Source organism: Pseudomonas sp. P5_B2, assembly GCF_056400445.1.
In genome coordinates this window covers 26205-46945 of record NZ_JBFULH010000027.1, presented here as the reverse complement: position 1 = coordinate 46945, position 20741 = coordinate 26205, and the positions used below count along the sequence as shown (strand labels likewise).

The 20741-nt window shown below is 60.7% G+C and carries 16 protein-coding genes; 9 read left to right on the top strand and 7 right to left on the bottom strand.

What is annotated here, in order from left to right:
• Positions 1-19 precede the first annotated feature (19 nt).
• From AC1DRJ_RS05520 to AC1DRJ_RS05505, 4 genes are all read right to left on the bottom strand, one after another.
• Positions 20-796, bottom strand: coding sequence for an SDR family NAD(P)-dependent oxidoreductase (locus AC1DRJ_RS05520; RefSeq protein ID WP_477801206.1), 777 nt, complete (start codon positions 794-796; stop codon positions 20-22).
• A 72-nt stretch (positions 797-868) separates the two neighbouring features.
• The gene (locus tag AC1DRJ_RS05515; RefSeq protein ID WP_477801205.1) at positions 869-2026 is read right to left on the bottom strand and encodes an acyl-CoA dehydrogenase family protein; all 1158 of its coding nucleotides are present in this window, start codon (positions 2024-2026) and stop codon (positions 869-871) included.
• Positions 2027-2037: 11 nt separating this feature from the next.
• Positions 2038-3285, bottom strand: a complete 1248-nt coding sequence (locus tag AC1DRJ_RS05510; protein WP_477801204.1) for a thiolase family protein — start codon at positions 3283-3285, stop codon at positions 2038-2040.
• Between the two features lie 33 nt (positions 3286-3318).
• Entirely contained in the window at positions 3319-4104 is a 786-nt protein-coding gene (locus AC1DRJ_RS05505; protein WP_477801203.1) for an enoyl-CoA hydratase/isomerase family protein, read from the bottom strand.
• 380 nt (positions 4105-4484) lie between these two features.
• Between AC1DRJ_RS05505 and AC1DRJ_RS05500 the strand changes: the two genes are divergently transcribed.
• The 5 genes from AC1DRJ_RS05500 (at position 4485) to AC1DRJ_RS05480 (ending at position 11229) form a co-directional block, all read left to right on the top strand.
• Complete coding sequence (locus AC1DRJ_RS05500) at positions 4485-6536, top strand: alkyl/aryl-sulfatase (RefSeq protein ID WP_477801202.1); 2052 nt, start codon at positions 4485-4487, stop codon at positions 6534-6536.
• A 10-nt stretch (positions 6537-6546) separates the two neighbouring features.
• Complete coding sequence (locus AC1DRJ_RS05495) at positions 6547-8001, top strand: coniferyl aldehyde dehydrogenase (RefSeq protein WP_477801201.1); 1455 nt, start codon at positions 6547-6549, stop codon at positions 7999-8001.
• 134 nt (positions 8002-8135) lie between these two features.
• Entirely contained in the window at positions 8136-9908 is a 1773-nt protein-coding gene (locus AC1DRJ_RS05490) for an arylsulfatase (protein ID WP_477801200.1), read from the top strand.
• Positions 9909-10463 (top strand): DUF2889 domain-containing protein, encoded by a 555-nt coding sequence (locus tag AC1DRJ_RS05485; protein ID WP_477801199.1) that lies wholly within the window; start codon positions 9909-9911, stop codon positions 10461-10463.
• 406 nt (positions 10464-10869) lie between these two features.
• A complete protein-coding gene (locus AC1DRJ_RS05480; protein WP_477801198.1) occupies positions 10870-11229 on the top strand; it encodes a DUF6124 family protein in 360 nt (119 codons plus the stop codon).
• 318 nt (positions 11230-11547) lie between these two features.
• Here AC1DRJ_RS05480 and AC1DRJ_RS05475 read toward each other — a convergent pair whose 3' ends face one another.
• The 3 genes from AC1DRJ_RS05475 to AC1DRJ_RS05465 are packed head-to-tail and all read right to left on the bottom strand — an operon-like array spanning position 11548 to position 14695.
• Positions 11548-12669, bottom strand: a complete 1122-nt coding sequence (locus tag AC1DRJ_RS05475; protein ID WP_477801197.1) for a CaiB/BaiF CoA transferase family protein — start codon at positions 12667-12669, stop codon at positions 11548-11550.
• A 39-nt stretch (positions 12670-12708) separates the two neighbouring features.
• Complete coding sequence (locus AC1DRJ_RS05470) at positions 12709-13065, bottom strand: hypothetical protein (RefSeq protein WP_477801196.1); 357 nt, start codon at positions 13063-13065, stop codon at positions 12709-12711.
• A complete protein-coding gene (locus AC1DRJ_RS05465) occupies positions 13034-14695 on the bottom strand; it encodes a GMC family oxidoreductase (RefSeq protein WP_477801195.1) in 1662 nt (553 codons plus the stop codon). Before AC1DRJ_RS05465 ends, AC1DRJ_RS05470 begins: the two co-directional genes overlap by 32 nt.
• 212 nt (positions 14696-14907) lie before the next feature.
• Between AC1DRJ_RS05465 and AC1DRJ_RS05460 the strand changes: the two genes are divergently transcribed.
• From AC1DRJ_RS05460 to AC1DRJ_RS05445, 4 genes are all read left to right on the top strand, one after another.
• Positions 14908-15957, top strand: a complete 1050-nt coding sequence (locus tag AC1DRJ_RS05460; protein WP_477801194.1) for an AraC family transcriptional regulator — start codon at positions 14908-14910, stop codon at positions 15955-15957.
• A 370-nt stretch (positions 15958-16327) separates the two neighbouring features.
• Positions 16328-18157, top strand: a complete 1830-nt coding sequence (locus AC1DRJ_RS05455) for a DUF1302 domain-containing protein (protein WP_477801193.1) — start codon at positions 16328-16330, stop codon at positions 18155-18157.
• A gap of 32 nt (positions 18158-18189) precedes the next feature.
• A complete protein-coding gene (locus tag AC1DRJ_RS05450; protein WP_477801192.1) occupies positions 18190-19554 on the top strand; it encodes a DUF1329 domain-containing protein in 1365 nt (454 codons plus the stop codon).
• 103 nt (positions 19555-19657) lie between these two features.
• Positions 19658-20731, top strand: coding sequence for a WD40/YVTN/BNR-like repeat-containing protein (locus AC1DRJ_RS05445; RefSeq protein WP_477801191.1), 1074 nt, complete (start codon positions 19658-19660; stop codon positions 20729-20731).
• The last annotated feature ends 10 nt before the right edge of the window (positions 20732-20741 follow it).

Genomic DNA, 20741 nt, shown 5'->3' with positions numbered 1-20741 from the left:
CAGAAGACTGCAGCGCGAGTTATCGGGCACGCATACGCGATGCGGCATCCAGCCGGATGGTCTCGCCGTTGACGTAGGCGTTTTCGATCAGGAACGCGCAGCAATGAGCGAACTCACGCATGTCACCCAGGCGTTTCGGCGATTCCATCTGCTCTTTCAGCGAGTTGAGAATCTTCTCGTCGAGACCGGCGACCATGGTGGTCAGGAACAGGCCCGGTGCGATAGCGTTGACGCGTACGCCAATCTCGCCCAGTTCGCGAGCTGCCGGCATGTTCATGCCAATCACGCCCGCCTTGGTGGCCGCGTAGGCGCACTGACCGACCTGACCTTCATAGGCCGCACCGGACGACACGTTAATCACCACGCCGCGCTCTTCACCGGCTTCGGCTTCGTTGTGGGCCATGTGCTCGGCGCACTTGGACATAACGTTGAACACGCCGTTGAGGTTGATCGCGGTGGCTTGGGCGAAACGCGCCAGCGGTGCTGCCTTGCCTTCGCGGCCCAACACTTTGAAACCGGTCGGCACGGCGGCACCGTTGATGCACACGTGGATGGCGCCGAATTTATCGACCACTGCGTTGACTGCGTTCTGCACCGAGGCTTCGTCGCTGACATCGGTTTGCACGAACATCGCGCGATCGGCGCCAATGGCTGCTACGGCGTGTTCGCCGGCTTCAACGTTCAGGTCGAAAATAGCCACGCGGGCGCCTTTTTCGCTTGCCATGTAATGCGCAGTGGCCAGGCCCAGGCCCGAAGCGCCGCCGGTGATAACGATGACTTTGTCTTGAATACGCATGAAAGTGTCCTTGTTCGCTGCCCGGTCCAAACGGACCGGGTTGTTATTGTTAGGGATGGAACGGGCGGTTGATCAGAACGCGTTGACCCCGGTCAGGGCGCGGCCAATGATCAGTTGCTGGATCTGCGTGGTGCCTTCCGGAATCGGCACGATGATCGCTTCGCGGGCCAGTTTCTCGACCAGGAAGTCGGTGGTCACACCGGCACCGCCGTGGATCTGCACGGCTTGACGGGCGACAGTCACCGCCATTTCGCAAGCGAAATACTTGGCCATCGCCGCTTCCATTTCTGCCGGAATGCCGGCACCGATCATCTCGGCGGCGCGGTAGGTCAGCAGGCGGGCGGCGTCGACGTTGGTGGCCATTTCCGCGAGCATGCCGCTGATTAACTGGTGACCGGCGATCACTTTGCCGTGTTGTTTGCGTTCCTTGGCGTAACGCACGGCTTCTTCCAGTGCGCGACGGCCGATGCCCAGGCCTTGAGCGGCGACAAACACGCGGGAACGTTCGAAGAACGACAGAGTGTTTTTCAGTGCCTGGCCTTCGCCGCCGATGATGTTGCTGGCCGGRACGCGCACGTCGTTGAGGAAAATCTGCGCGGTGGACTGGCTGTTCCAGGCCATCTTGTGGATGTTCTGCACTTCATACGGGTGTTCTTTGCGGTCCAGCAGGAAGTGGGTCAGACCCTTGCGCGGATCTTCGCCGGTGCGGCAGGTGCAGATCAGGAAGTCTGAGTACGAGCCGTTGCTGATCCAGGTTTTCTCGCCGGTGATGATGTAGTCATCACCGTCGCGACGGGCGCGGGTCTTGATTTCCAGCACGTTGGAGCCGACATCCGGTTCCGAAATGCCGACGCTGACAAACGATTCACCGCTGATCAGGCCCGGCAGGTAGCGCTCGCGCAAGTGATCCGGGGCGAGTTTTTCCAGCATTTGTGCGCCGAAGGAGTTGATGACCACTGGCGTCGACAGGTCTACCGAGCAGGCGGCGACTTCTTCGAACAACATGGTCATGGTCGGCCAGTCCAGACCGAGGCCGCCATGGGCCTCGCTGACGGCGCCGCTGACCATGCCGAACTCGGAGAGTTGGCGCATCATCTCGGCCATTTTCTCTTTGGGCATGAACTTGTCGCGGTATTCCTTGTTGAACACCGGGTCGATCTTGTCGGCCAGGAAACGACGGAAACTCTCGACGGCTTCGAGTTGTTCCGGGGTGCGCATGACGTGTCCCATGGGTGGGCTCCTTAAATATTCTTGTTGGCGAGGATGTTGACGGCGACCACGGCTTCTTCGATGCCGAACAGGCCACCACCGTTTTCCTGAATGGCAATGCGCGCACCTTCAACCTGGCGCTTGCCGGCTTCACCGCGCAGTTGCGTGACCAGCTCATGGATCTGCCCAAGGCCGGTGGCACCAATCGGGTGGCCTTTGGATTCCAGACCGCCCGACGGGTTGATCGGCATGCGTCCGCCGACGGTGAAATCACCGCGCTCGGCAGCCGGGCCACCTTCGCCGAACGGCACCAGCATCAGCGACTCGGCGTTGAGGATTTCGCCGATGGCCGAGGCGTCGTGGACTTCCGCGACGTCGACGTCGGAGGGATTCACACCGGCCAGGGCGTAGGCTTTTTTCGCCGCGAGGTGGGCGATAATTTTTTCCGGCTCATCCAGACCACGGTTGGTACCGGTCTGCACGATGCTGGCCAGTACCCGAACGGCACGGTCGCCGGAGTTTTTCAAACGCTTGAGGCCATCGGCGTTGCACAGCAGCACAGCTGCCGCGCCGTCACTGATCGGCGAGCACATCAGGGTGGTCAGCGGGTAGCAGATCGCTGGCGAGGCCAACACTTCTTCGATGCTGAAAGCCTGCTGGAACTGCGACAGCGGGTTGTGTACCGAGTGCTGGTGGTTCTTCGCCGCGACGGCTGCGATCTGACGCTGAGTGGTGCCGTAACGCAGCATGTGGTTACGGGCGATGGAGGCATAGACGTCCATGAACACGCTGTACGGGCGCTCGGAAACGGTGCCCGGCGGCGGCACGATGCCTTCGCCCATGGCCAGCAAGGTCTGCTTGTTCTGCTCGACGGTGGACACATCCCAGCCGCCATCGAACACGGCGAACATCTTGGCTTTGTCCGGAATGTTCATCTTCTCGGCACCGACGGCGAGGGCGATGTCGCACTGGCCGGCACGCAAGGCCAGGGTGGCAAGGTTGAAGGCCGAAGAGCCGGAAGCGCAGGCGTTCTCGACGGAGAACACCGGTACGCCTTCGATGCCAATGCGGCGCATGGCGATCGGGCCGGGAATGCCGGTCTGGCCTTGGAGCATGCCATTGGTCATGGTGCTGTAATACACCGAGCCGACGTCAGCGGTGGTGGCGCCGGCATCTTTCAAGGCCAGGCCCACGGCTTCGTCGACCATGTCGTAGACGCTGCGGTCCAGCAATCGGCCAAACGGCGTCATGCCAACGCCCACTACATAAATATCGTTCATTGTCTGTTCCTGCAGGTGTGGGGGCGTGGTGGCCTAGCGGCCCTTGAAGTTCGGCGCGCGTTTTTCGCCGAAGGCTTGCAGGCCTTCCTGGAAATCGGCGGTGCGCAGGTGCTGGCGCAGCATCACTTGCTCGTGCTGCAAGGCGTCGTCGCGGGACTTGTCGGCCGAGGCGCGGGCCACTTCTTTCATGCGGCGCAGGGCAATCGGGCTCTTTTTCGAGATTTGCGTGGCCAGTTTCATGGCGGCGTCGGCGAGTTCCTCGTCGGCGTGGACTTCGCAAACCAGCCCGTAGCCTTGCATTTCAGTAGCCGAGAGGGATTTGCCGGTCATCAGCAAGTACATCGCGATGTTCAGCGGAATCAGGCGAGGCAGCACGGCAGCGCCGCCAGCGCCAGGAAACACACCGAAATTGGCATGGGCATCGGCCAGGGTCGCGCTTTGCGCGGCGACCACGATGTCGGCGCACATGGCCAATTCCAGGCCGCCGGCCATGGTCACGCCGTTAAGGGCCGCAATCACCGGTTTGGGGAAATTACGCAGTTGACCAAAGACCTGATTGGCGCGGTCAAGGAAGTCGGCTTCGCCGGCGGGCAGGCTGCTGCCAGCCAACACTTCTTTCAGATCGGCACCGGCACAGAAAGCTGGACCGGTACCCGTGAGGATCACCGCCCGCAGCTCATCGTTGAGCGCGATCTCGTTAAGGCAGCGTTCCAGCTCGGCGAGGGTCGCCAGGTTCAACGCATTCATGGCCCGTGGGCGATTGAGCGTCAAGCGCGCCACCGGGCCGACGATTTCATACAGCAGCACATCATCACTCATGACAACTCCCCTTATTGTTAGCGCTCTATTGGCGTGGTTGATGGGCTGATAGTAGGAATGCAAGGGGGGCTGTCGCAGGTCATTGCAACGAAAGCGGTTGTCCGCAGGGGGAGCAGGAATGCGGCAGAAACCCAAGACATCGCAATCCACTGTAGGAGCCAGCCTGCTGGTGATGGCTGTCTTACATCCAACATTGATGTTGGCTGACAGACCGCTATCGCCAGCAGGCTGGCTCCCACAGTTGGTTCTCATGAGTCAGTGATATTGGGGGTTGTCAGGTCTGTGAAGACAGATGAAATGATTGAGAAGACCGGCAACCCGGGCGCCTTGCTTGCACCATCGAAACGGTATTCGAACAACAATTAGAGAGAGACCGTGCGATGAAGAAAATCCGTGTAGTGCTGACGGTGTCAGTGTTGGCCGCCAGCATTGTCGGTGGGCTGCAATGGTCGCGAGGTCAAAGCGGAATTCAGTTGCAAGCGGTCGACAACAGCGCAGGGCAGGGCGGCCAGAAAGCCGCGACCGAGGCGACCATCGCCGCCAACGCAAACACCGCACAGACCATGCCGGCCATAGATCCGCTGGTTGAGGCCGACATCCAGCGGGGCTTTATCGCCAGCCTGCCGGACGCCCAAACCACCGCCGCCGACGGTCATGTGGTGTACAGCCTCAAGGGCTACGAATTTCTTGACAACGCCAATGCGCCGGCCACGGTCAACCCGAGCCTGTGGCAGCAGGCGCGCAAGAGCATGTCCAACGGGCTGTTCAAGGTCACGGACGGTTTTTATCAGGTGCGCGGTCTTGACCTGACCAACATGACTATCATCGAAGGCAAGACCGGCCTGATCATCATTGACTGCAACCTGGCCACCGAGGTGGCGCATGCCTCGCTGGAGCTGTATTACCAGCACCGGCCGCGTAAGCCAGTGGTTGCGGTGTTCTACAACCACAGCCACGTCGATCACTTTGCGGGTATTCGCGGCATCGTCGATGAAGCGGACGTTAAGTCAGGCAAGGTACAGATCATTGCCCCGGCAGGCTTCATGGAACACTCGGTCGCCGAGAACGTGATGGCCGGCAACGCCATGAGCCGTCGCGCCGAGTATCAGTTCGGTACAACATTGCCACGCAGCCCTCAGGGCCAGATTGACCTCGGGGGCGCCAAGGCCTTGTCCAACGGCACGATCACCATGATCGCGCCGACCCTCGAACTCGACCAACCGGTGCAAACCCTGACCATCGATGGCGTCGAGATCGTCAACATGCTCGCACCCGGCACCGAAGCGCCTGCCGAGTTCATCCACTATTTCCCGCAATTCAAAGTGCTCGATACCGGTGAACTGGCACTGCCGACCCAACATCAACTGCTGACGTTGCGCGGGGCTGCCATTCGCGATGGCCTCGCCTGGTCCAAATACCTCAACCAGGCCCTGCATCAGTTCGCTCCGGGTGCCGACATTCTGGTGGGTCAACATGGTTGGCCGGTGTTTGGTCAGGAGCGCGTGGTCAACTATTTGTCCAAGCAGCGGGACATGTACAAGTGGTTGCACGACCAGTCGTTGCGCCTGATCAACAAGGGTTACAAGCCAGTAGAAATTGCCGAATACATGCGCAGCCACGTGCCGGCGAGCCTGGCCAGCGAGACCTTCACCCACGGTTTTTATGGTTCGGTGCAGCGCAACTCCAAGGCGGTGTATCAGCAATACATGGGTTGGTATGACGCCAATCCGGCCAACATGGATGCGTTGTCCGACGGTGATTACGGCAAGAAGTTTGTCGAATATGGCGGCGGTGCCGATACCATTCTGGCCCACGCTCGCACCGACTTTGCCAACGGTCAGTACCGCTGGGTGGCGCAAGCCATGAGCCATTTGATCTACGCCGAACCGGACAACAAGGCCGCTCGGGAATTGTCCGCCGATGCCCTGGAACAGTTGGGTTATCAGGCCGAGTCCGCGGTTGAGCGCAACAGCTACCTCGCCGCCGCCATGGAACAACGCAGCGGCGGCAAGAAACTCGCCTCGCCGTTGCGCACCGCCAGCCCTGACATGCTGCGCGCGCTGACCATCGACAATATTTTCGACTACCTGGGAGTGCGTCTGAAGGCGCCGGATGTCGAGGGCAAACACGTTGTTCTTAACTGGCACTTCACCGATATCGGTCCTGATGGCAAGCGCTACATGCTCAATCTGGAGAACTCGGCGCTGACCTATGTCCCTGATTACAACGCCGAGAAAGCCGACGCCACGCTGACCCTGACCCGCGAAACGCTGAATGCCATTCTGGCGGAAAAAATGTCGCCGATTGAGGCGGTGGTCAAGGGCGATCTGAAGATCGATGGCAGCAAGCTCGCGGTCTACGACGTCCTGGGATCTCTGGACAAATTCTCGCCCGACTTTGAACTGATCGGCCCCAATGCGCCTGCACGATAGGATCACGACCATGAACGCACCCCTCGCAGGTGACTCGCAAGCGCGTTTCGTACCAACCGCCGCGCGCGTCGCGGCGGTGCTCGCGCGCCAACAGGCCGCTTCCTTGTCCGAAGGGCCGCCGTCCGCCGAATTGCGCATCGAGCGGATCAACCGGGTCATCAAACAGTTGCTGGACAACCAGCAGGCACTTTGCGAAGCCTTGGCCAAGGACTTTACCTGGCGCAGTCATGATCAGTCGCTGTTGGCGGATGTGCTGTTGCCGGTACAAGGCCTGAAATATGCGCGTGATCACGTGCGCCAATGGATGCGTCCGCAGCGCCGCAAAGCCGAACTGGGCAGCGGCTGGCTGGGTGCCAGGGCTGAAATCCGCTTTCAGCCATTGGGAACGATCGGCATCATTTCGCCGTGGAATTTCCCGATTGCCATCGCACTGGGGCCACTGGCCGAAGCACTGGCGGCGGGTAACCGCGCGATTCTGCTGTTTTCCGACCAGTCGCCGGCCACGGCCAGCCTGCTGATCGAGTTGCTGGCTCAACAGTTCGACGACACCGAAGTGGCAGGCTTTATCGGCGATGCCGAGTTGGGCGCGGCGTTTTCCGCCATGCCGCTCGATCACCTGGTGTTCACCGGCAGCCCACGGGTCGGGCGCCTGGTGATGCGGGCCGCTGCGGAACATCTGACGCCATTGACCCTGGAGCTGGGCGGCAAGTCGCCGACCATCATCGGTCGCGGTGCCGACCTGCAAAACGCCGCCAAACGCATCTGGGGCGGGAAGGGCGTGAGCGCTGGTCAGGCCTGCATCGCCCCGGATTATGTGTTTGTGCACGAGGACGACCTCGAACCCTTGTTGAGCTTCATGCAGATTGAAATGCGGCGTCTGTTCCCGACGCTGCTGAACAATCCGGACTACACGGCGATGGCGACGCCGGGACAATACCAGCGAATGCAAGCTTGCCTGCAAGACGCCCGAGAACATTGCGTCAGGGTGATCGAGGTCAATCCGGGTCACGAGGACTTGAGCGCTTCACGCAAGATCGCACCGACGCTGCTGGTGGATCCGCCGGACTCGACACTGGCGATGCAGGAAGAAGTGTTCGGCCCATTGCTGCCGATTCGCGGGTATCGCGATATCAATGAAGTGCTTGAGTACATCAATGCACATCCGCGGCCTTTGGCGCTCTATTACTTTGGTGACAACCGCGCCGAAGCCAGGCACGTGCTGGAACGCACCCATTCGGGTGGCGCGTGCATCAACGAAGTGATGCAGCACCTGTTCCAGAACGACTTGCCCTTTGGTGGCTGTGGTCACTCGGGGTTTGGTCGTTACCGGGGCGGTTACGGGTTCAAGGCATTCAGCCTGGAACGCTCGGTGTTCACACCGCCGCGATGGGACGTAATGGGTATCTTGCGCCCGCCCTACGGCCCATTGTTTCGCCGCGTGCTGGGTCTTCTATTGAAACCCTGACTTGAGCCCAACACAGATCAAATGTGGGAGCGGGCTTGCTCGCGAAGGCGGCGTGTCAGCCAACATCTCTATTGAATGTGACGCCCTCTTCGCGAGCAAGCCCGCTCCCACAATAAAAATAATGGTACCCGCCAATGCTCCCGCTGAAACCGCTCGCCCTGGCTTTGTGTTGCCTGGCGTCCACCAGCCAAAGTTTCGCCGCCCCCAAACCCCCGAACATCGTAGTACTGGTCGCCGACGATTGGGGCTACAGCGACGTCGGTGCCTTCGGCAGCGAAATCGCCACGCCTAACATCGACACCCTGGCCCGTGAAGGCGTGCGCTTTTCCGATTTCCATGTCACGGCCTCCTGCTCGCCGACGCGTTCGATGCTGTTGACTGGCGTCGACAACCACCGCAACGGTGTCGGCAACATGCCGGAAACCATGCCCGAGGAACACTTGGGCAAACCTGGCTACAGCGGTGCGCTTAACGACAATGCAATCACCGTCGCCAGCCAGCTCAAGGAAGGCGGTTATCGCACCTATATCACCGGCAAATGGCACTTGGGCAAAACCCCGGAAACCTTGCCGAACAACCGTGGCTTCGACCGTTCGTTCATCCAGGCCGACAGCGGTTCGGACAACTGGGAAGAGCGGCCCTACGCGCCGCTGTACGACAAGGCCGCCTGGTTCGAGAACGGCCAGCCGGCGCATCTGCCCAAGGACTATTACTCCTCGACCTTCATCGTCGACAAGGCGCTGGAGTACATCGAGAAGGACCGGCAAGACGGCAAACCGTTTTTCGCCTATCTGGGCTTTCAGGCCAATCACGTACCGATCCAGGCGCCCAAGGCGATCATCGACAAGTATCAGGGGCGTTATGACGCCGGCTGGACCGCGTTACGCAATGAACGTCGCGACCGGGCGGTGGAACTGGGGTTGATTCCGGCCGGTGTCGGCCTGCAGACCATGGCCAGTACCGCCGACTGGGACGCGCTGGATGAATCTGAAAAACGCTACGAAGCCCGGCGCATGGAAGTCTATGCCGGCATGGCGGAAACCATGGACCAGGAAATCGGCCGCTTCATCCAGCACCTGAAAGACACTGGCGAATACGACAACACCGTGTTCGTGTTTCTGTCCGATAACGGCAGCGAACCCACCGACCCTTACACCATCCCCGCCCTGCGGTTGTGGCTGGAAATGAACTACACCCGCCAGCTCGATCGCCTGGGCAGCAAGGGCGCTTTCACCAGCATCGGCCCAAGTTGGGCCAGTGCCGCCGCGTCGCCGTTGCACGGTTATAAGTTCTTCGCCGGCGAAGGCGGGCTTCGCACTCCCTTGATCGTTTCAGGTGTGCCTGGCATGCAGGCCAATCACATCGCCAAAGCCTTCACCCACGTCACCGACATTGTCCCGACCTTGCTGGAAGTGGCCGGTGTGCCGGCGCATAACGGTGAATTTCAGGGACGCGCCGTGGAGCCGATGATCGGCAACAGCCTGGTGCCGGTGCTCACCGGCGCAACGGACCGTGTACACCCTGAAGACCAGGCCATCGGCTATGAACTGTCGGGCAGCGCCGCGTTGTTCAAGGGCGATTACAAACTGGTGAAAAGCCTCAAACCCGTGGGCAACGAGCAATGGCACCTCTACAACATCGTCACTGACCCCGGCGAGGTCAACGACCTGCAACAGCAGATGCCCGAGCGCTTCGTGGCGATGCAAGCCGACTACGCTGAATACGCCCGGGTCAATGGCGTGCTGCCAATGCCGGTCGGTTACGACTACATGCGCCAAGGGCAGATGTATGCCTTGAAACACGTGGTCATTCCCAAACTCAAGGCTGCCGCACCGCCGGTGGTCGCGGTATTGCTGGTACTGGTGGGCGTGCTGCTGTGGCGTCGTCGCCGCCAGCAGCGGGGTTGAATGATGATTGAAGAACTCGATGAGACAGGCCGCCGGTTGATTCACCGGCGCATGGTTGAGTGCCTGGGATTTCTGCGCGCCGATGGCTTGTGGGATATCGAAGGGCGACTCAGCGACAGCAAGACCCATCCGGTGACGCTCGCAGAAGGCCGTACCGTCGCGCCGGGCCAAACGTACCACGGGATGTGGATACGCCTGACCCTGGACGATGACTTCATCGTGCGCGAGGTGCAGATGTCGATGCCGGATGTACCCACCAGCCAGTGTCGCGGGGCAATGCCGGCCTATCAGAAGTTGGTTGGCGAGCGGATAGGTTCAGGGTTCACGCGGCGCATCAAGGAGCTGTTCGGGGGGATCGGCGGCTGCGTGCACCTGACCGAATTGTTGCTGCCGATCGCGACGACGGCGTTCCAGACCATCCCCATGGCACGATCACTGGTGGCGCCGCGCACGCCGGAGGATGTCGAGGTTTACCGCAATGCCAAGGGTGCGTTGATTAACACCTGCCATGCGTTGCGCGAGGACAGTCCGGTGGTGGTGTTTCTGAAAAGTTGAAGCCAGCCCAAGAGTTCACTTGCCACAGAGGTGCGTCTGGCTCATTAAACAGGTTTTGAAGCTGCTTGTTTAAACGCCCTCAAGGTTACGTCCTGAAAGCTACAAGATCTTGCGCCGTTGCCTACCGTTACGCCAGAATCCGCCGGCTTGTGCGTCTTGGGCCTTGCCTCTATCGTTTCCCTGCCACTGCCCATCAGTGGTCGGGTTTAGCAGCCCGGGGTTATAAGCAAGCTGCACAAGCGCTTGTCAGTCAGGCATTCCCACGCCTGCACTTGATGGTGGTTGTGCGCAGGGCGCCTTCGGGCGCGCCGGCTTTGCTAGCTTCCCCGGTCTGCTAACCTGCGCACAGCTGCCTCCCTCACGTTTAGCAGCAGGAGGGTTGGCGCTCAATCAGAGAAGCAAGCATATGTTCAAAGTAACGCCCAACCCACCCGACACCGATCCAGTCTCCCCGTACGAACCCGATTCAAACAAACTCAACGAGGCAGCCGAGCGTGCCCTCGATTTCCACTTCCCGTCGAATGCCGATATCAAAGCGACCGCACGGACACCCAGCAAATTGTTTTCCGTGGACCAAGCAGCGAGTAACGAAACCCTTGTGGTGTTTTTGGTCGAGACGCTGGCCTCGGTCGATGTGATGGTCCATCAGTTGGTGGATCACCTGGAGGGGGAAGCGCGTTATGCATTGCTGGGGATTTCAAACAGTATCATGGTGGCGGAGCTCACGGCGAACCGGGTGCTGGATCAGATTGATCTGCCGGCTTAGTAGATAGCTGTCAGGTAAAACGTGGAACCTGTAGGAGTGAGCCTGCTCGCGATAGCGTCGGGTCAGGGGCATTTATGCCGACTGACACTACGCCATCGCGAGCAGGCTCGCTCCCACAGGGGTTCACTTGTCACAGGTATTGCGTGAGGAGAACCCCGTGGCCGAAAGCCTGAACGCGATCTGTAGCAGCTGGCGAAGCCTGCGTCCGGCTGCGAAGCAGTCGTAAAATCCGAGTGCGCGGTCCTTCTGAGATACCGCGTCGCCTGATTTACGACTGCTGCGCAGCCGGACGCAGGCTKCGCCAGCTGCTACAGGGGATCAGAGCAGTCGCTGGATCTGCTCTTCACTCAATCCTGCTTTGCGCAGAATGTTTGTGCTGTGTTCCCCTCGGGTCGGCACTTTGCCAACCGCCGAAGGCGTCGCTGAAAATCGTGGCGCGGGGGCGGCTTGCAGCACGCCGTTCTGTCGCGAATACACGCCACGTTTGGCCATGTGCGGATGGTCCATAGCTTCGGCCGGTGTCAGTACCGGGGCGAAGCAGGCATCGGTGCCTTCCAGCAGGTCGATCCAGTGCTGACGCGGCCGGCTGGCAAACACGGCTTCCATGCGCTTGCGCAGCGGCCCCCACGAACGTGGGTCGTACGGGTTCTTGAAGTCCGGGTCGTCACCCAGTCCCAGTTTTCTGAACAGCAGGGCGTTGAATTGTGGTTCAAGGGCTTGCACGCTAACGAACAAGCCGTCGGCGCAGGCATACGTGCGGGCCCAATGGGCGCCGTCGAGCAAGCCGCAGCCGCGCTCCAAAGGCTGCTGGCCGGCGGAGTGCGCGGACAGCAACAGGTTCATCAGGTTGGCGCTGCCATCGACAATCGCCGCGTCCACCACCTGACCGACGCCATTGGTGCTGGCGTTGATAATCCCGGCGAGAATGCCCATCGCCAGATAAAGCGCGCCGCCGCCCAGATCACCCACCAACGTCGGCGGTGCCATCGGCGCCTGCCCGGCTTCACCGCTGAACCACAGGGCGCCGGACAGGGCGATGTAGTTGAGGTCATGGCCGGCGGCCTGGGCCAGCGGACCTTGCTGACCCCAACCGGTCATACGCCCGTAGACCAGTCGCGGATTGCGCGCCAGGCACACCTCGGGACCCAGCCCCAGACGTTCCATGACGCCGGGGCGCATGCCTTCGATCAGCGCATCGGCACCCTCGATCAGGCGCAGCACCGCTTCGATGGCTTCGGGGTCCTTGAGGTTCAGGGCAATCGATTGTTTGCCGCGATTGACGATGGCGTGCTTGCCCAGGTCGAGCATGTCACCGGCCTTGCTGCCGCTGCGCTCCACCAGAATCACCTCGGCGCCCATGTCCGCCAGCAACATGCCGCAAAACGGCCCCGGCCCGATACCGGCAATTTCGACGATACGAACGCCGTCCAATACGCCCATGTGCGTACTCCTTTTGTTGAATGTAAATGAGGGAGGAGGTTAACGACGCAAAAACAAAACAGTCATCACGGCATGCAACAGCACCGCCGGCCACAGCAATAATCCGCCGCCAACCCACACGCCGCTGTACGTGAGGTACAGCGCAATTGCGCCGTTGTAGAACAGCATCGAACGCAGCGCGGCAGGGGTGACCGGTCGGGGCCAACACGCGATGCCGAGGGCAATCAGCGCGATGCCAAAACACCGGGCGATCAAATGGGTTGCGTCCGTCGCTATGCCCAGCAACAGATTGCTGACCAGACCCGGCGTGAGCAGCAACGCCACGCCAGTCGCCAGTTCAATAGCCGCTGCAACCACTAGCAGCTTATGCGGGGTAAGGGCGCGTACTGGATTCATGATCGTCCTTCGAAGAATGAGTGGCGCTTGCAGCGCGGTCCTGACGAATAAACTCGGCGGCTTTTTCGCCGATCATCACGGTCGCGGCGGTGGTGCTGCAGCCAATGATAGTCGGCATGATCSAGGCATCGACCACGCGCAAACCTCCCAGGCCATGCACCTTCAATCGAGCATCCACCACAGCCATCCCATCGTTGCCCATTTTGCAGGTACCGACCGGGTGATAGAGAGTGTCGGAGCGGTTGCGTAGCACCTGCTCGACCTCGGCGTCGGTGTTCATCGGCGCGTCAATCACATCCCGTGGGCAGAACGCCTTGAAGGCCGGAGTCGCCATGACTTTCTGGATGATCCGGTAGCCGTCGATCAGGGTTTTGATGTCATCGGGGTGGGTCAGGAACGCGGGGTCGATCAGCGGCGCGACCATCGGGTCGGCGCTGGCCAGGGTCAGTTGCCCGACGCTTTTCGGGTGCAGCAGGCAGGCATGCAGGCTCAGCCCGTGGCCGCGATACAGCGTGCGGCCATGGTCGGCGAACATGGCGATGGTCAGCGCCAGTTCGATGTCGGCCTGGGCCAGTTCAGGCGAGGTTTTGACGAAGGCGCAGGCCTCGGCGAAGTTGGTGGTCAGCGGACCGCTGCGGCGGCGCCAGTAACGTATCGCCGCTTTGGCGATGTCCCAGGCGCCTGCCAGCGACAGGCCGATCAAGTTGCGCGACTTCACGCGGTATGAATGCACGTAATCGATGTGATCCACCAGGTTCTGGCCGACCCCCGGCAGGTCGTGGACCACCGGAATGTCGAACTTCAACAGTTGATCGGTTGGCCCGACGCCGGACAGCAGCAACAGCTGAGGGGAGTTGAAAGCGCCGGAACTCAGGATCAGCTCATGCCGTGCGCGCAGGGTGCGTTTCACGCCGTTCTGCACAAACTCGATGCCCACCGCGCGCTTGCCGTCGAACAGGATACGCGTGGCGTGGGCATGGGTTTCAATGTGCAGGTTCTGCCGATGCCGGTTAGGGGTCAGGTAAGCCTTGGCCGCGCTGCACCGTTGACCGTCCTTTTGCATCACCTGAACGCGACCGAAACCTTCCATGATCGCGCCGTTCTGATCGGGGCAGGGCGGATACCCTGCCTGTAGGCCGGCCTCGACAAAGGTTTCGCCGAAGGGATTGGGCGAAGAATGGAAACGCACATTCAGCGGGCCGTTCTGGCCGTGCAGTTCGTCCTTGAAGTGTTCGTTGTGCTCGGCGCGCTTGAAGAACGGCAGCACGTCCTGATAGCTCCAGCCGGGGTTACCCAGTGCGGCCCAGCGGTCGAAGTCCTGCGGGTGGCCGCGGTGATAGGCCATGGCGTTGATCGAAGAACTGCCGCCCAGGGTCTTGCCCCGTGGCTGATAGCCGATGCGGCCGTTCAAGCCCGGCTGCGGCACGGTCTGGTACTGCCAGTTATTGATCGAGGTCGGTACCATCGCCGCAACGCCCGCCGGCATGTGCACCAGCGGATGACTGTCGGGGCCGCCGGCTTCCAGCAGGCAGACGGAGATCGTCGGATCTTCCGACAGACGACTGGCAACCACGCAACCGGCAGCGCCCGCGCCCACTACGATGTAATCGAACTCTGCGTTCTGGCTCATGCTGTTCTTCTCTTTTTATTGGGTGCACCACATGAACGCATTGTGGGTACAAGGCCGGTTCGGCACCGGTCAATCGAATGAATTCGCTGGTCAGTGGGGCAGGTGACTATCGCGCCAAGCACCGGAACATCGTGAAAATGCCCGCGACGGGTCATTGACCGATGGACGGGCGGGGGCGACTATCGACTTTCGCATCCCCAACAGGCAGGCCCATGTCAGGTTCGAAAATGGATACGCCCGGCACCGACACATCGTTGCGTGAAGAAGCGTTGCAGCCCACCACTATCAGCAGCTACACCGTGGCCATCGCCCGCGCGCTGGACGCCAGTGGGGTCGACAGCAAGCGGATTTTCCTCGCGCTGGGCATTCCGCTGGGCGTCGCGACCGATCCGATGGCCCGCCTGCCGGTCGTGACGATGACCAAGCTGTATCGCACCTGCGTTGATGTGACCAACAACCCGTATTTCGGGTTGACCGTGGCCAAGCATATTCATCTGACCCACCTGCATGCCTTGGGCTATTCACTGGCGGCCAGTGGCACGTTGCTGGATTTCTGCCGGCGCCTGGAGCGTTATTTTCGCTTGGTGTCCCAGGTTGCCAAGGCCCACGTCACCGTGACTGACGACCAGGTGATGTTCCGCTTCGACCACCAGCTCCAGCTGTGCTTCGAGACGGAGGATGCGTTTTTCGGCTTTCTGATCCGCACCATGCGCCTGCTCTATAAGCAGGAGTTCAAGCCTGTACGGATGGAGTTCTGCCGCCCGATGCCTCACGAAGGCGGGGGGCCCTTTGAGGCGTTGTTCAGGTCGCCGGTGTTGTTCGGGCAGGCCAGCAGCTTGCTGGTGTTCGACAAGGCGGAACTGATGCAGCCGCTCAGCGGTTCCTGCCCGGAGTTGGCCCAGGTCAACGACAATATCATCATCAGTTACCTGGCGCGTCTGGACAAAAACGATGTAATCACCGGGGTGACCCAGAAGATCATCGAGTTCCTGCCGGACGGCGATTGCAGCCGCGACAAGGTCGCCAGCGCCTTGCACATGAGCCCGACCAAGCTGCAGCTCAAGCTGTCCCAGCGTGGCACGCATTTCCAGCAACTGCTCGATGACACCCGCAAGGAACTCGCTTACAGCTACCTGAGCCAGGCGGCGCGGCCGGTGACTGAAATCACCTTTCTCCTGGGTTTCAGCGATACCAGCAATTTCACCCGCGCGTTCAAGCGCTGGACCGGGCTCTCGCCTACGGATTATCGCCAGCAACTCTGAAACATCCTTCCCCACAAAAAACTCCCCACTCACGGATAACGCGACCGGTAGCAGCTGGCGAAGCCTGCGTCCGGCTGCGCAGCAGTCGTGAAGTCAGACAATGCGGTGTTTCAGGGAGGCCGCAACCTCAGGTTTTACGACTGCTKCGCAGTCGGACGCAGGCTTCGCCAGCTGCTACAGGGATTGTGTTGCCGCAGAAATTGTTTAGCTGACCGGTGATTTGGCCCAATTGACCGGCGACCCCCCCACCCCTCGCGATACAACAGTCTCGACCGAACTGGTCAGTGCTCCTTAGAGCAGGGCACCACACCGAAGTCGGCATTTTCTTGAATGACTTTTCGTGAAACCACAGAGAAGGCGAGCACGCTAGATGAATAACAACAATAAGATCTGCCATCCAAATCTGCGGCGCGGGCTGCTGGCTTCGGCGATTCTTGCCGGGTTGGGTATGACGCCTGTGCAGGCGTTCGAATTCGACACGGGTAACGAGGACCTGACGGTTCGTTTCGACAACACCTTGAAGTTCAACTACGCCCAGCGCGTCGAGGCGGCGAACAGCAAGCTGGCCAACTCGTGGAACAACAACGACGGTGACCGCAATTTTTCTTCCGGTAGCCCAGTCGCCCAGCGCCTCGACGTCATGTCGGAGCTGGACGTGGTGTACAAAAAACAGATGGGCTTTCGGGTCAGCGCCAACAGCTGGTACGACCATGCCTATGACGACATCGGCAGCTTCAACCCGTCGACCAACCAGATGAATGACGGCAAGGCTGATTCGAAGCACCAGAGCGGCTATGCCGACCGTTACTACAACGGCCCGTCCTCCGAGATCCTCGACGCATTCGTCTTCGGCAGCACCGAAATCGGCGATGAATCGATGCTCAGTGGCAAGGCCGGCAAACACACGGTCTATTGGGGTGAAAGCGTCCTGGCCTTTGCCCATGGCAACAACTATGGCCAGTCGGGCTTGGATTTATCTAAAGCCCTCGCGGTGCCGGGCACTGAAGCCAAAGAGCTTTTCATCCCGCGCAACCAGCTGTCCACCAGCTTCACCGTCAACCCTGAGTTGACCTTGGCGGCACAGTATTTCCTTGATTGGAACGCCGCACGCTTGCCGGAATCCGGCACGTACCTGGGTTTCAACGACGGTATCCAGAGCGGCGGCCACAACCTGTCGTTGATTGCCGCGAGGAATCCGTTCTTCGGTCTTCAGGGTCCGTTGGGCGCCAATGAGTTCCTGCGCCTGTCCAACGGCCATACCTACACGCCTGACAACAGCGGCGACTTCGGCCTGATGGCCAAGTGGAGCCCGGCATGGCTGGACGGCACCCTGGGTGTCTACTACCGCAAAACCTCGGACATCCTGCCCAATCTGGCACTGCAACCAGGTGCTGTCACGCCGGCTGCAATCGCCTCGGGCACCGTTGGCAGCTACAACCAGTTCTACGTGGATGACATCGATATCTACGGGGTAAGCCTGGCCAAAAACATTGCCGGCGTGAGTGTCGGTTTCGACCTCAACTATCGCCACAACATGGCATTGTCCAGCGTTCCCGCCACCGTCAACCCGACCTTGGGCGCGGCCGGGGCTCCGGGTTTCATCGGCAGTTTCGATGGCGCGAACGGCGTGGCGCGCGGCAACACCGTACACGCGGTGCTGAACGGCCTGACCACTTTCGGCGAAACACCGATCTGGGATTCCTCCTCGTTGCTGGTGGAGCTCGCCTATAGCCGCTGGCTGGACGTCACCGACAACAAGCAATTGTTCAAGGGTGAGGACTGGTACAACGGCGTCGACAAGGTCTCCAAGGACAACTACATCGTCGGCATGAACTTCAACCCGACCTGGTACCAGGTGTTCCCCGGCATCGATATGTTCATGCCGGTCAACTACAACGTTGGCCTCGCGGGCCATTCGTCCGTGCAACTGGGCGGCAACAAGGGTACCGGCAGCTACGCGGTCGGCGTCGGTATGGACGTGCACAGCCAATACCGTTTCGACCTCAAATACGTCGACAACTTTGGCGACTTCGACACTTGCGGTTCTGCCGGCAACGCCTCGGCTCGTGGCGATGGCGCTGCGCCCGGTGCCAACGGTCAATACAACTGCGTGCCCGGCCAGACCACTGCGTTTGCCGGTACCGTGGCCCAGCTCAAGGATCGCGGCATGGTCACTTTCACTTTCAAAACCACCCTCTGATCCGAGTGCTGTGTGTTAACAGGAGACACCCCATGAAGTTTACCCAATCAATATTAGCCACCGCCCTGGCGCTGGCCGTAGTCGGCTCCGCCCAAGCGGCGGTCAGTGCCGATCAAGCGGCAAAACTCGGTACCAGCCTGACGGCGATCGGCGCTGATAAAGCGGCCAACGCCGACGGCAGCATTCCGGCGTACACCGGCGGCCTGACCACGATCCCGGCCGAGTTCAAGACCGGCGACTCGTTCCGCCCGGACCCGTTCGGCGCCGAAAAACCGCGCTTGGTCATCACTGCCAAAGAACTCGCGGCACAGAAAGACAAACTCACCGCGACCACCCAGGCGTTGCTCACTCGTTATCCGACCTATCGCCTCGATGTCTACCCGACCCACCGGACCGTCGCCATGCCTCAGGGCGTCTTGGACAACACTGCGAAAAACGCCGTGACGGCCAAGACCACCGACGGCGGGCTCGGTCTGGAAAACTCCCTGCCGGGTGTACCGTTCCCGATCCCCGCTGACGGCAACGAAGCCATGTGGAACCACTTGCAGCGCTATCAAGGCGTGGCAATGACCAACAAGTACGACTCGTGGAACGTCGACTCCTCCGGTACCGCTTCGTTGAGCTCCACGGGTGTGTTCAACATCGAATACCCGCTCTTTGCTCCGTCGCGCCCAGCGGGTCCGGTGACATCCGACGAAACGTACTACAAGATCAAGCTCGCCTACACCGGCCCTGCGCGTCGTGCCGGTGAAGCGCTGCTGCTGATGGACTCGGTGAACCCGTTGCAACAACCGCGTCGCGCCTGGCAATACCTGCCAGGGCAACGCCGCGTGAAACTGGCTCCGGACCTTGCTTATGACACGCCGAACCCGGGTACTGTCGGCACCGCCACCTATGACGATGCCTTCGTGTTCAACGGCGCGATGGACCGTTACGACTTCAAACTGGTCGGCAAGAAAGAAATGTATGTGCCGTACAACACCTACAAGCTGAGCTACCACAAAGACGCGACCGACGTAATGAAGGCCAATCACGTCAACCCGGACTTGCTGCGCTGGGAACTGCACCGGGTGTGGGTGGTGGAAGCCACGGTCAAGCCAGGCAAACGTCACATCTACAGCAAGCGTACCTTCTACCTCGACGAGGACAGCTGGATCGCTCTGGCCTCCGACGAGTATGACGCCCGTGGCCAGCTCTATCGTGGCGGTTTCGCGCACCTGACCTACAGCTACGACGTGAAAGCACCGGACACGATCAACCACATGATCTACGACCTGGTTTCCGGTGCCTACAACGTGAACGGTTACTACGGGCCTTACGGTGGCTTGAAGTACATCGACCCACTGTCGAAGGCGCAGTGGTCTGCTGAATCGCTGGCCGGCGCCGGTATCCGCTAAACCCACGATCAAATGTGGGAGCGGTGATGTTGACTGATACACCGCCTTCGCGAGCAAGCCCGCTCCCACAAGGGATCTGTGGTGTGCACCCGAGATAATAATAATGACAATGATCAAATGGTTTCTGCTGGCCGCGTTGTCGGCTGCCATGGCCGTGCCGTTCACCCGCCCGGTGTTCGCCAGCGACTTTGCCGATGTGCTCGACACCCAGGCGTTGCCCAGCCCTTTGGCCGCACGCTCGACGTTGACCGGGCTGACTCACGCCGGTGAACGTCTGGTTGCCGTGGGCCAGCGCGGGCACATTCTGTATTCCGATGATGACGGCCAGCACTGGCAACAGGCGCAAGTCCCGGTCAGTTCCGACCTGGTCGCCGTGCATTTTCCAACACCACAACAGGGCTGGGCGGTCGGTCACGACGGCGTGGTCCTGCACAGCAGCGATGCGGGCCAGACCTGGACCCGGCAGCTGGATGGGCGTCAAGTGGGTCCGATCCTGCTCGATTACTATCAGCATCAACTCGCCAGCCAACCGGATGACGCCGATCTGCAAGCCCGGGTCAGCGACGCCCAACGCATGGTCGAGGAGGGCGCTGATAAACCTTTCCTCGATGTCTGGTTTGAAAGCGATCAGGTCGGCTACATCATCGGCGCCTTCAACCTGATTTTGCGCACCGACGATGGCGGTCGCCACTGGACGCCGTTACTGGACCGCACCGACAACCCGAGCGCCCTGAACCTCTACGCACTGCGCCCGGTCGGTGACGATTTGTTTATCGTCGGCGAGCAGGGCCTGGTGCTGAAACTCGACCGTGCCAGTGGTCGGTTCAACGCGACGCCGACACCGTATAACGGCAGCTTTTTCGGCATCACCGGCAAACCGGGCGCGACCCTGGTGTACGGTCTGCGCGGCAACGTATTCCGCAGCACGGACAGCGGCGTGAGCTGGAACAAAATCGAAGTCGGCTTACCCCTGAGCATCACCGCCAGTTCCGTCACGGCCGATGGCCGCATCGTGCTGGTCAGTCAGGCCGGTCATGTGCTGGTCAGCAGCGACGACGGCGCGAGTTTCCACCTTCAGCCGAACACTACACCGGCCCCCGTGGCCGCCGCGCAGGTTTCCGGCAGCTCGCTGGTACTTGCGGGCACCCGTGGCCTGCGCCAGTTGCCCCTCGAATAAGCCCGGCATC

Excerpts from the sequence above, each read along its gene's own strand:
- AC1DRJ_RS05475 (WP_477801197.1), bottom strand. The coding sequence starts at position 12,669 with ATGGGCGTATTGGACGGCGTTCGTATCGTCGAAATTGCCGGTATCGGG.
- AC1DRJ_RS05485 (WP_477801199.1), top strand. The coding sequence starts at position 9,909 with ATGATGATTGAAGAACTCGATGAGACAGGCCGCCGGTTGATTCACCGG.
- AC1DRJ_RS05510 (WP_477801204.1), bottom strand. The coding sequence starts at position 3,285 with ATGAACGATATTTATGTAGTGGGCGTTGGCATGACGCCGTTTGGCCGA.
- AC1DRJ_RS05460 (WP_477801194.1), top strand. The coding sequence starts at position 14,908 with ATGTCAGGTTCGAAAATGGATACGCCCGGCACCGACACATCGTTGCGT.
- AC1DRJ_RS05520 (WP_477801206.1), bottom strand. The coding sequence starts at position 796 with ATGCGTATTCAAGACAAAGTCATCGTTATCACCGGCGGCGCTTCGGGC.
- AC1DRJ_RS05505 (WP_477801203.1), bottom strand. The coding sequence starts at position 4,104 with ATGAGTGATGATGTGCTGCTGTATGAAATCGTCGGCCCGGTGGCGCGC.
- AC1DRJ_RS05445 (WP_477801191.1), top strand. The coding sequence starts at position 19,658 with ATGACAATGATCAAATGGTTTCTGCTGGCCGCGTTGTCGGCTGCCATG.
- AC1DRJ_RS05450 (WP_477801192.1), top strand. The coding sequence starts at position 18,190 with ATGAAGTTTACCCAATCAATATTAGCCACCGCCCTGGCGCTGGCCGTA.
- AC1DRJ_RS05495 (WP_477801201.1), top strand. The coding sequence starts at position 6,547 with ATGAACGCACCCCTCGCAGGTGACTCGCAAGCGCGTTTCGTACCAACC.
- AC1DRJ_RS05480 (WP_477801198.1), top strand. The coding sequence starts at position 10,870 with ATGTTCAAAGTAACGCCCAACCCACCCGACACCGATCCAGTCTCCCCG.
- AC1DRJ_RS05455 (WP_477801193.1), top strand. The coding sequence starts at position 16,328 with ATGAATAACAACAATAAGATCTGCCATCCAAATCTGCGGCGCGGGCTG.
- AC1DRJ_RS05500 (WP_477801202.1), top strand. The coding sequence starts at position 4,485 with ATGAAGAAAATCCGTGTAGTGCTGACGGTGTCAGTGTTGGCCGCCAGC.
- AC1DRJ_RS05490 (WP_477801200.1), top strand. The coding sequence starts at position 8,136 with ATGCTCCCGCTGAAACCGCTCGCCCTGGCTTTGTGTTGCCTGGCGTCC.
- AC1DRJ_RS05470 (WP_477801196.1), bottom strand. The coding sequence starts at position 13,065 with ATGAATCCAGTACGCGCCCTTACCCCGCATAAGCTGCTAGTGGTTGCA.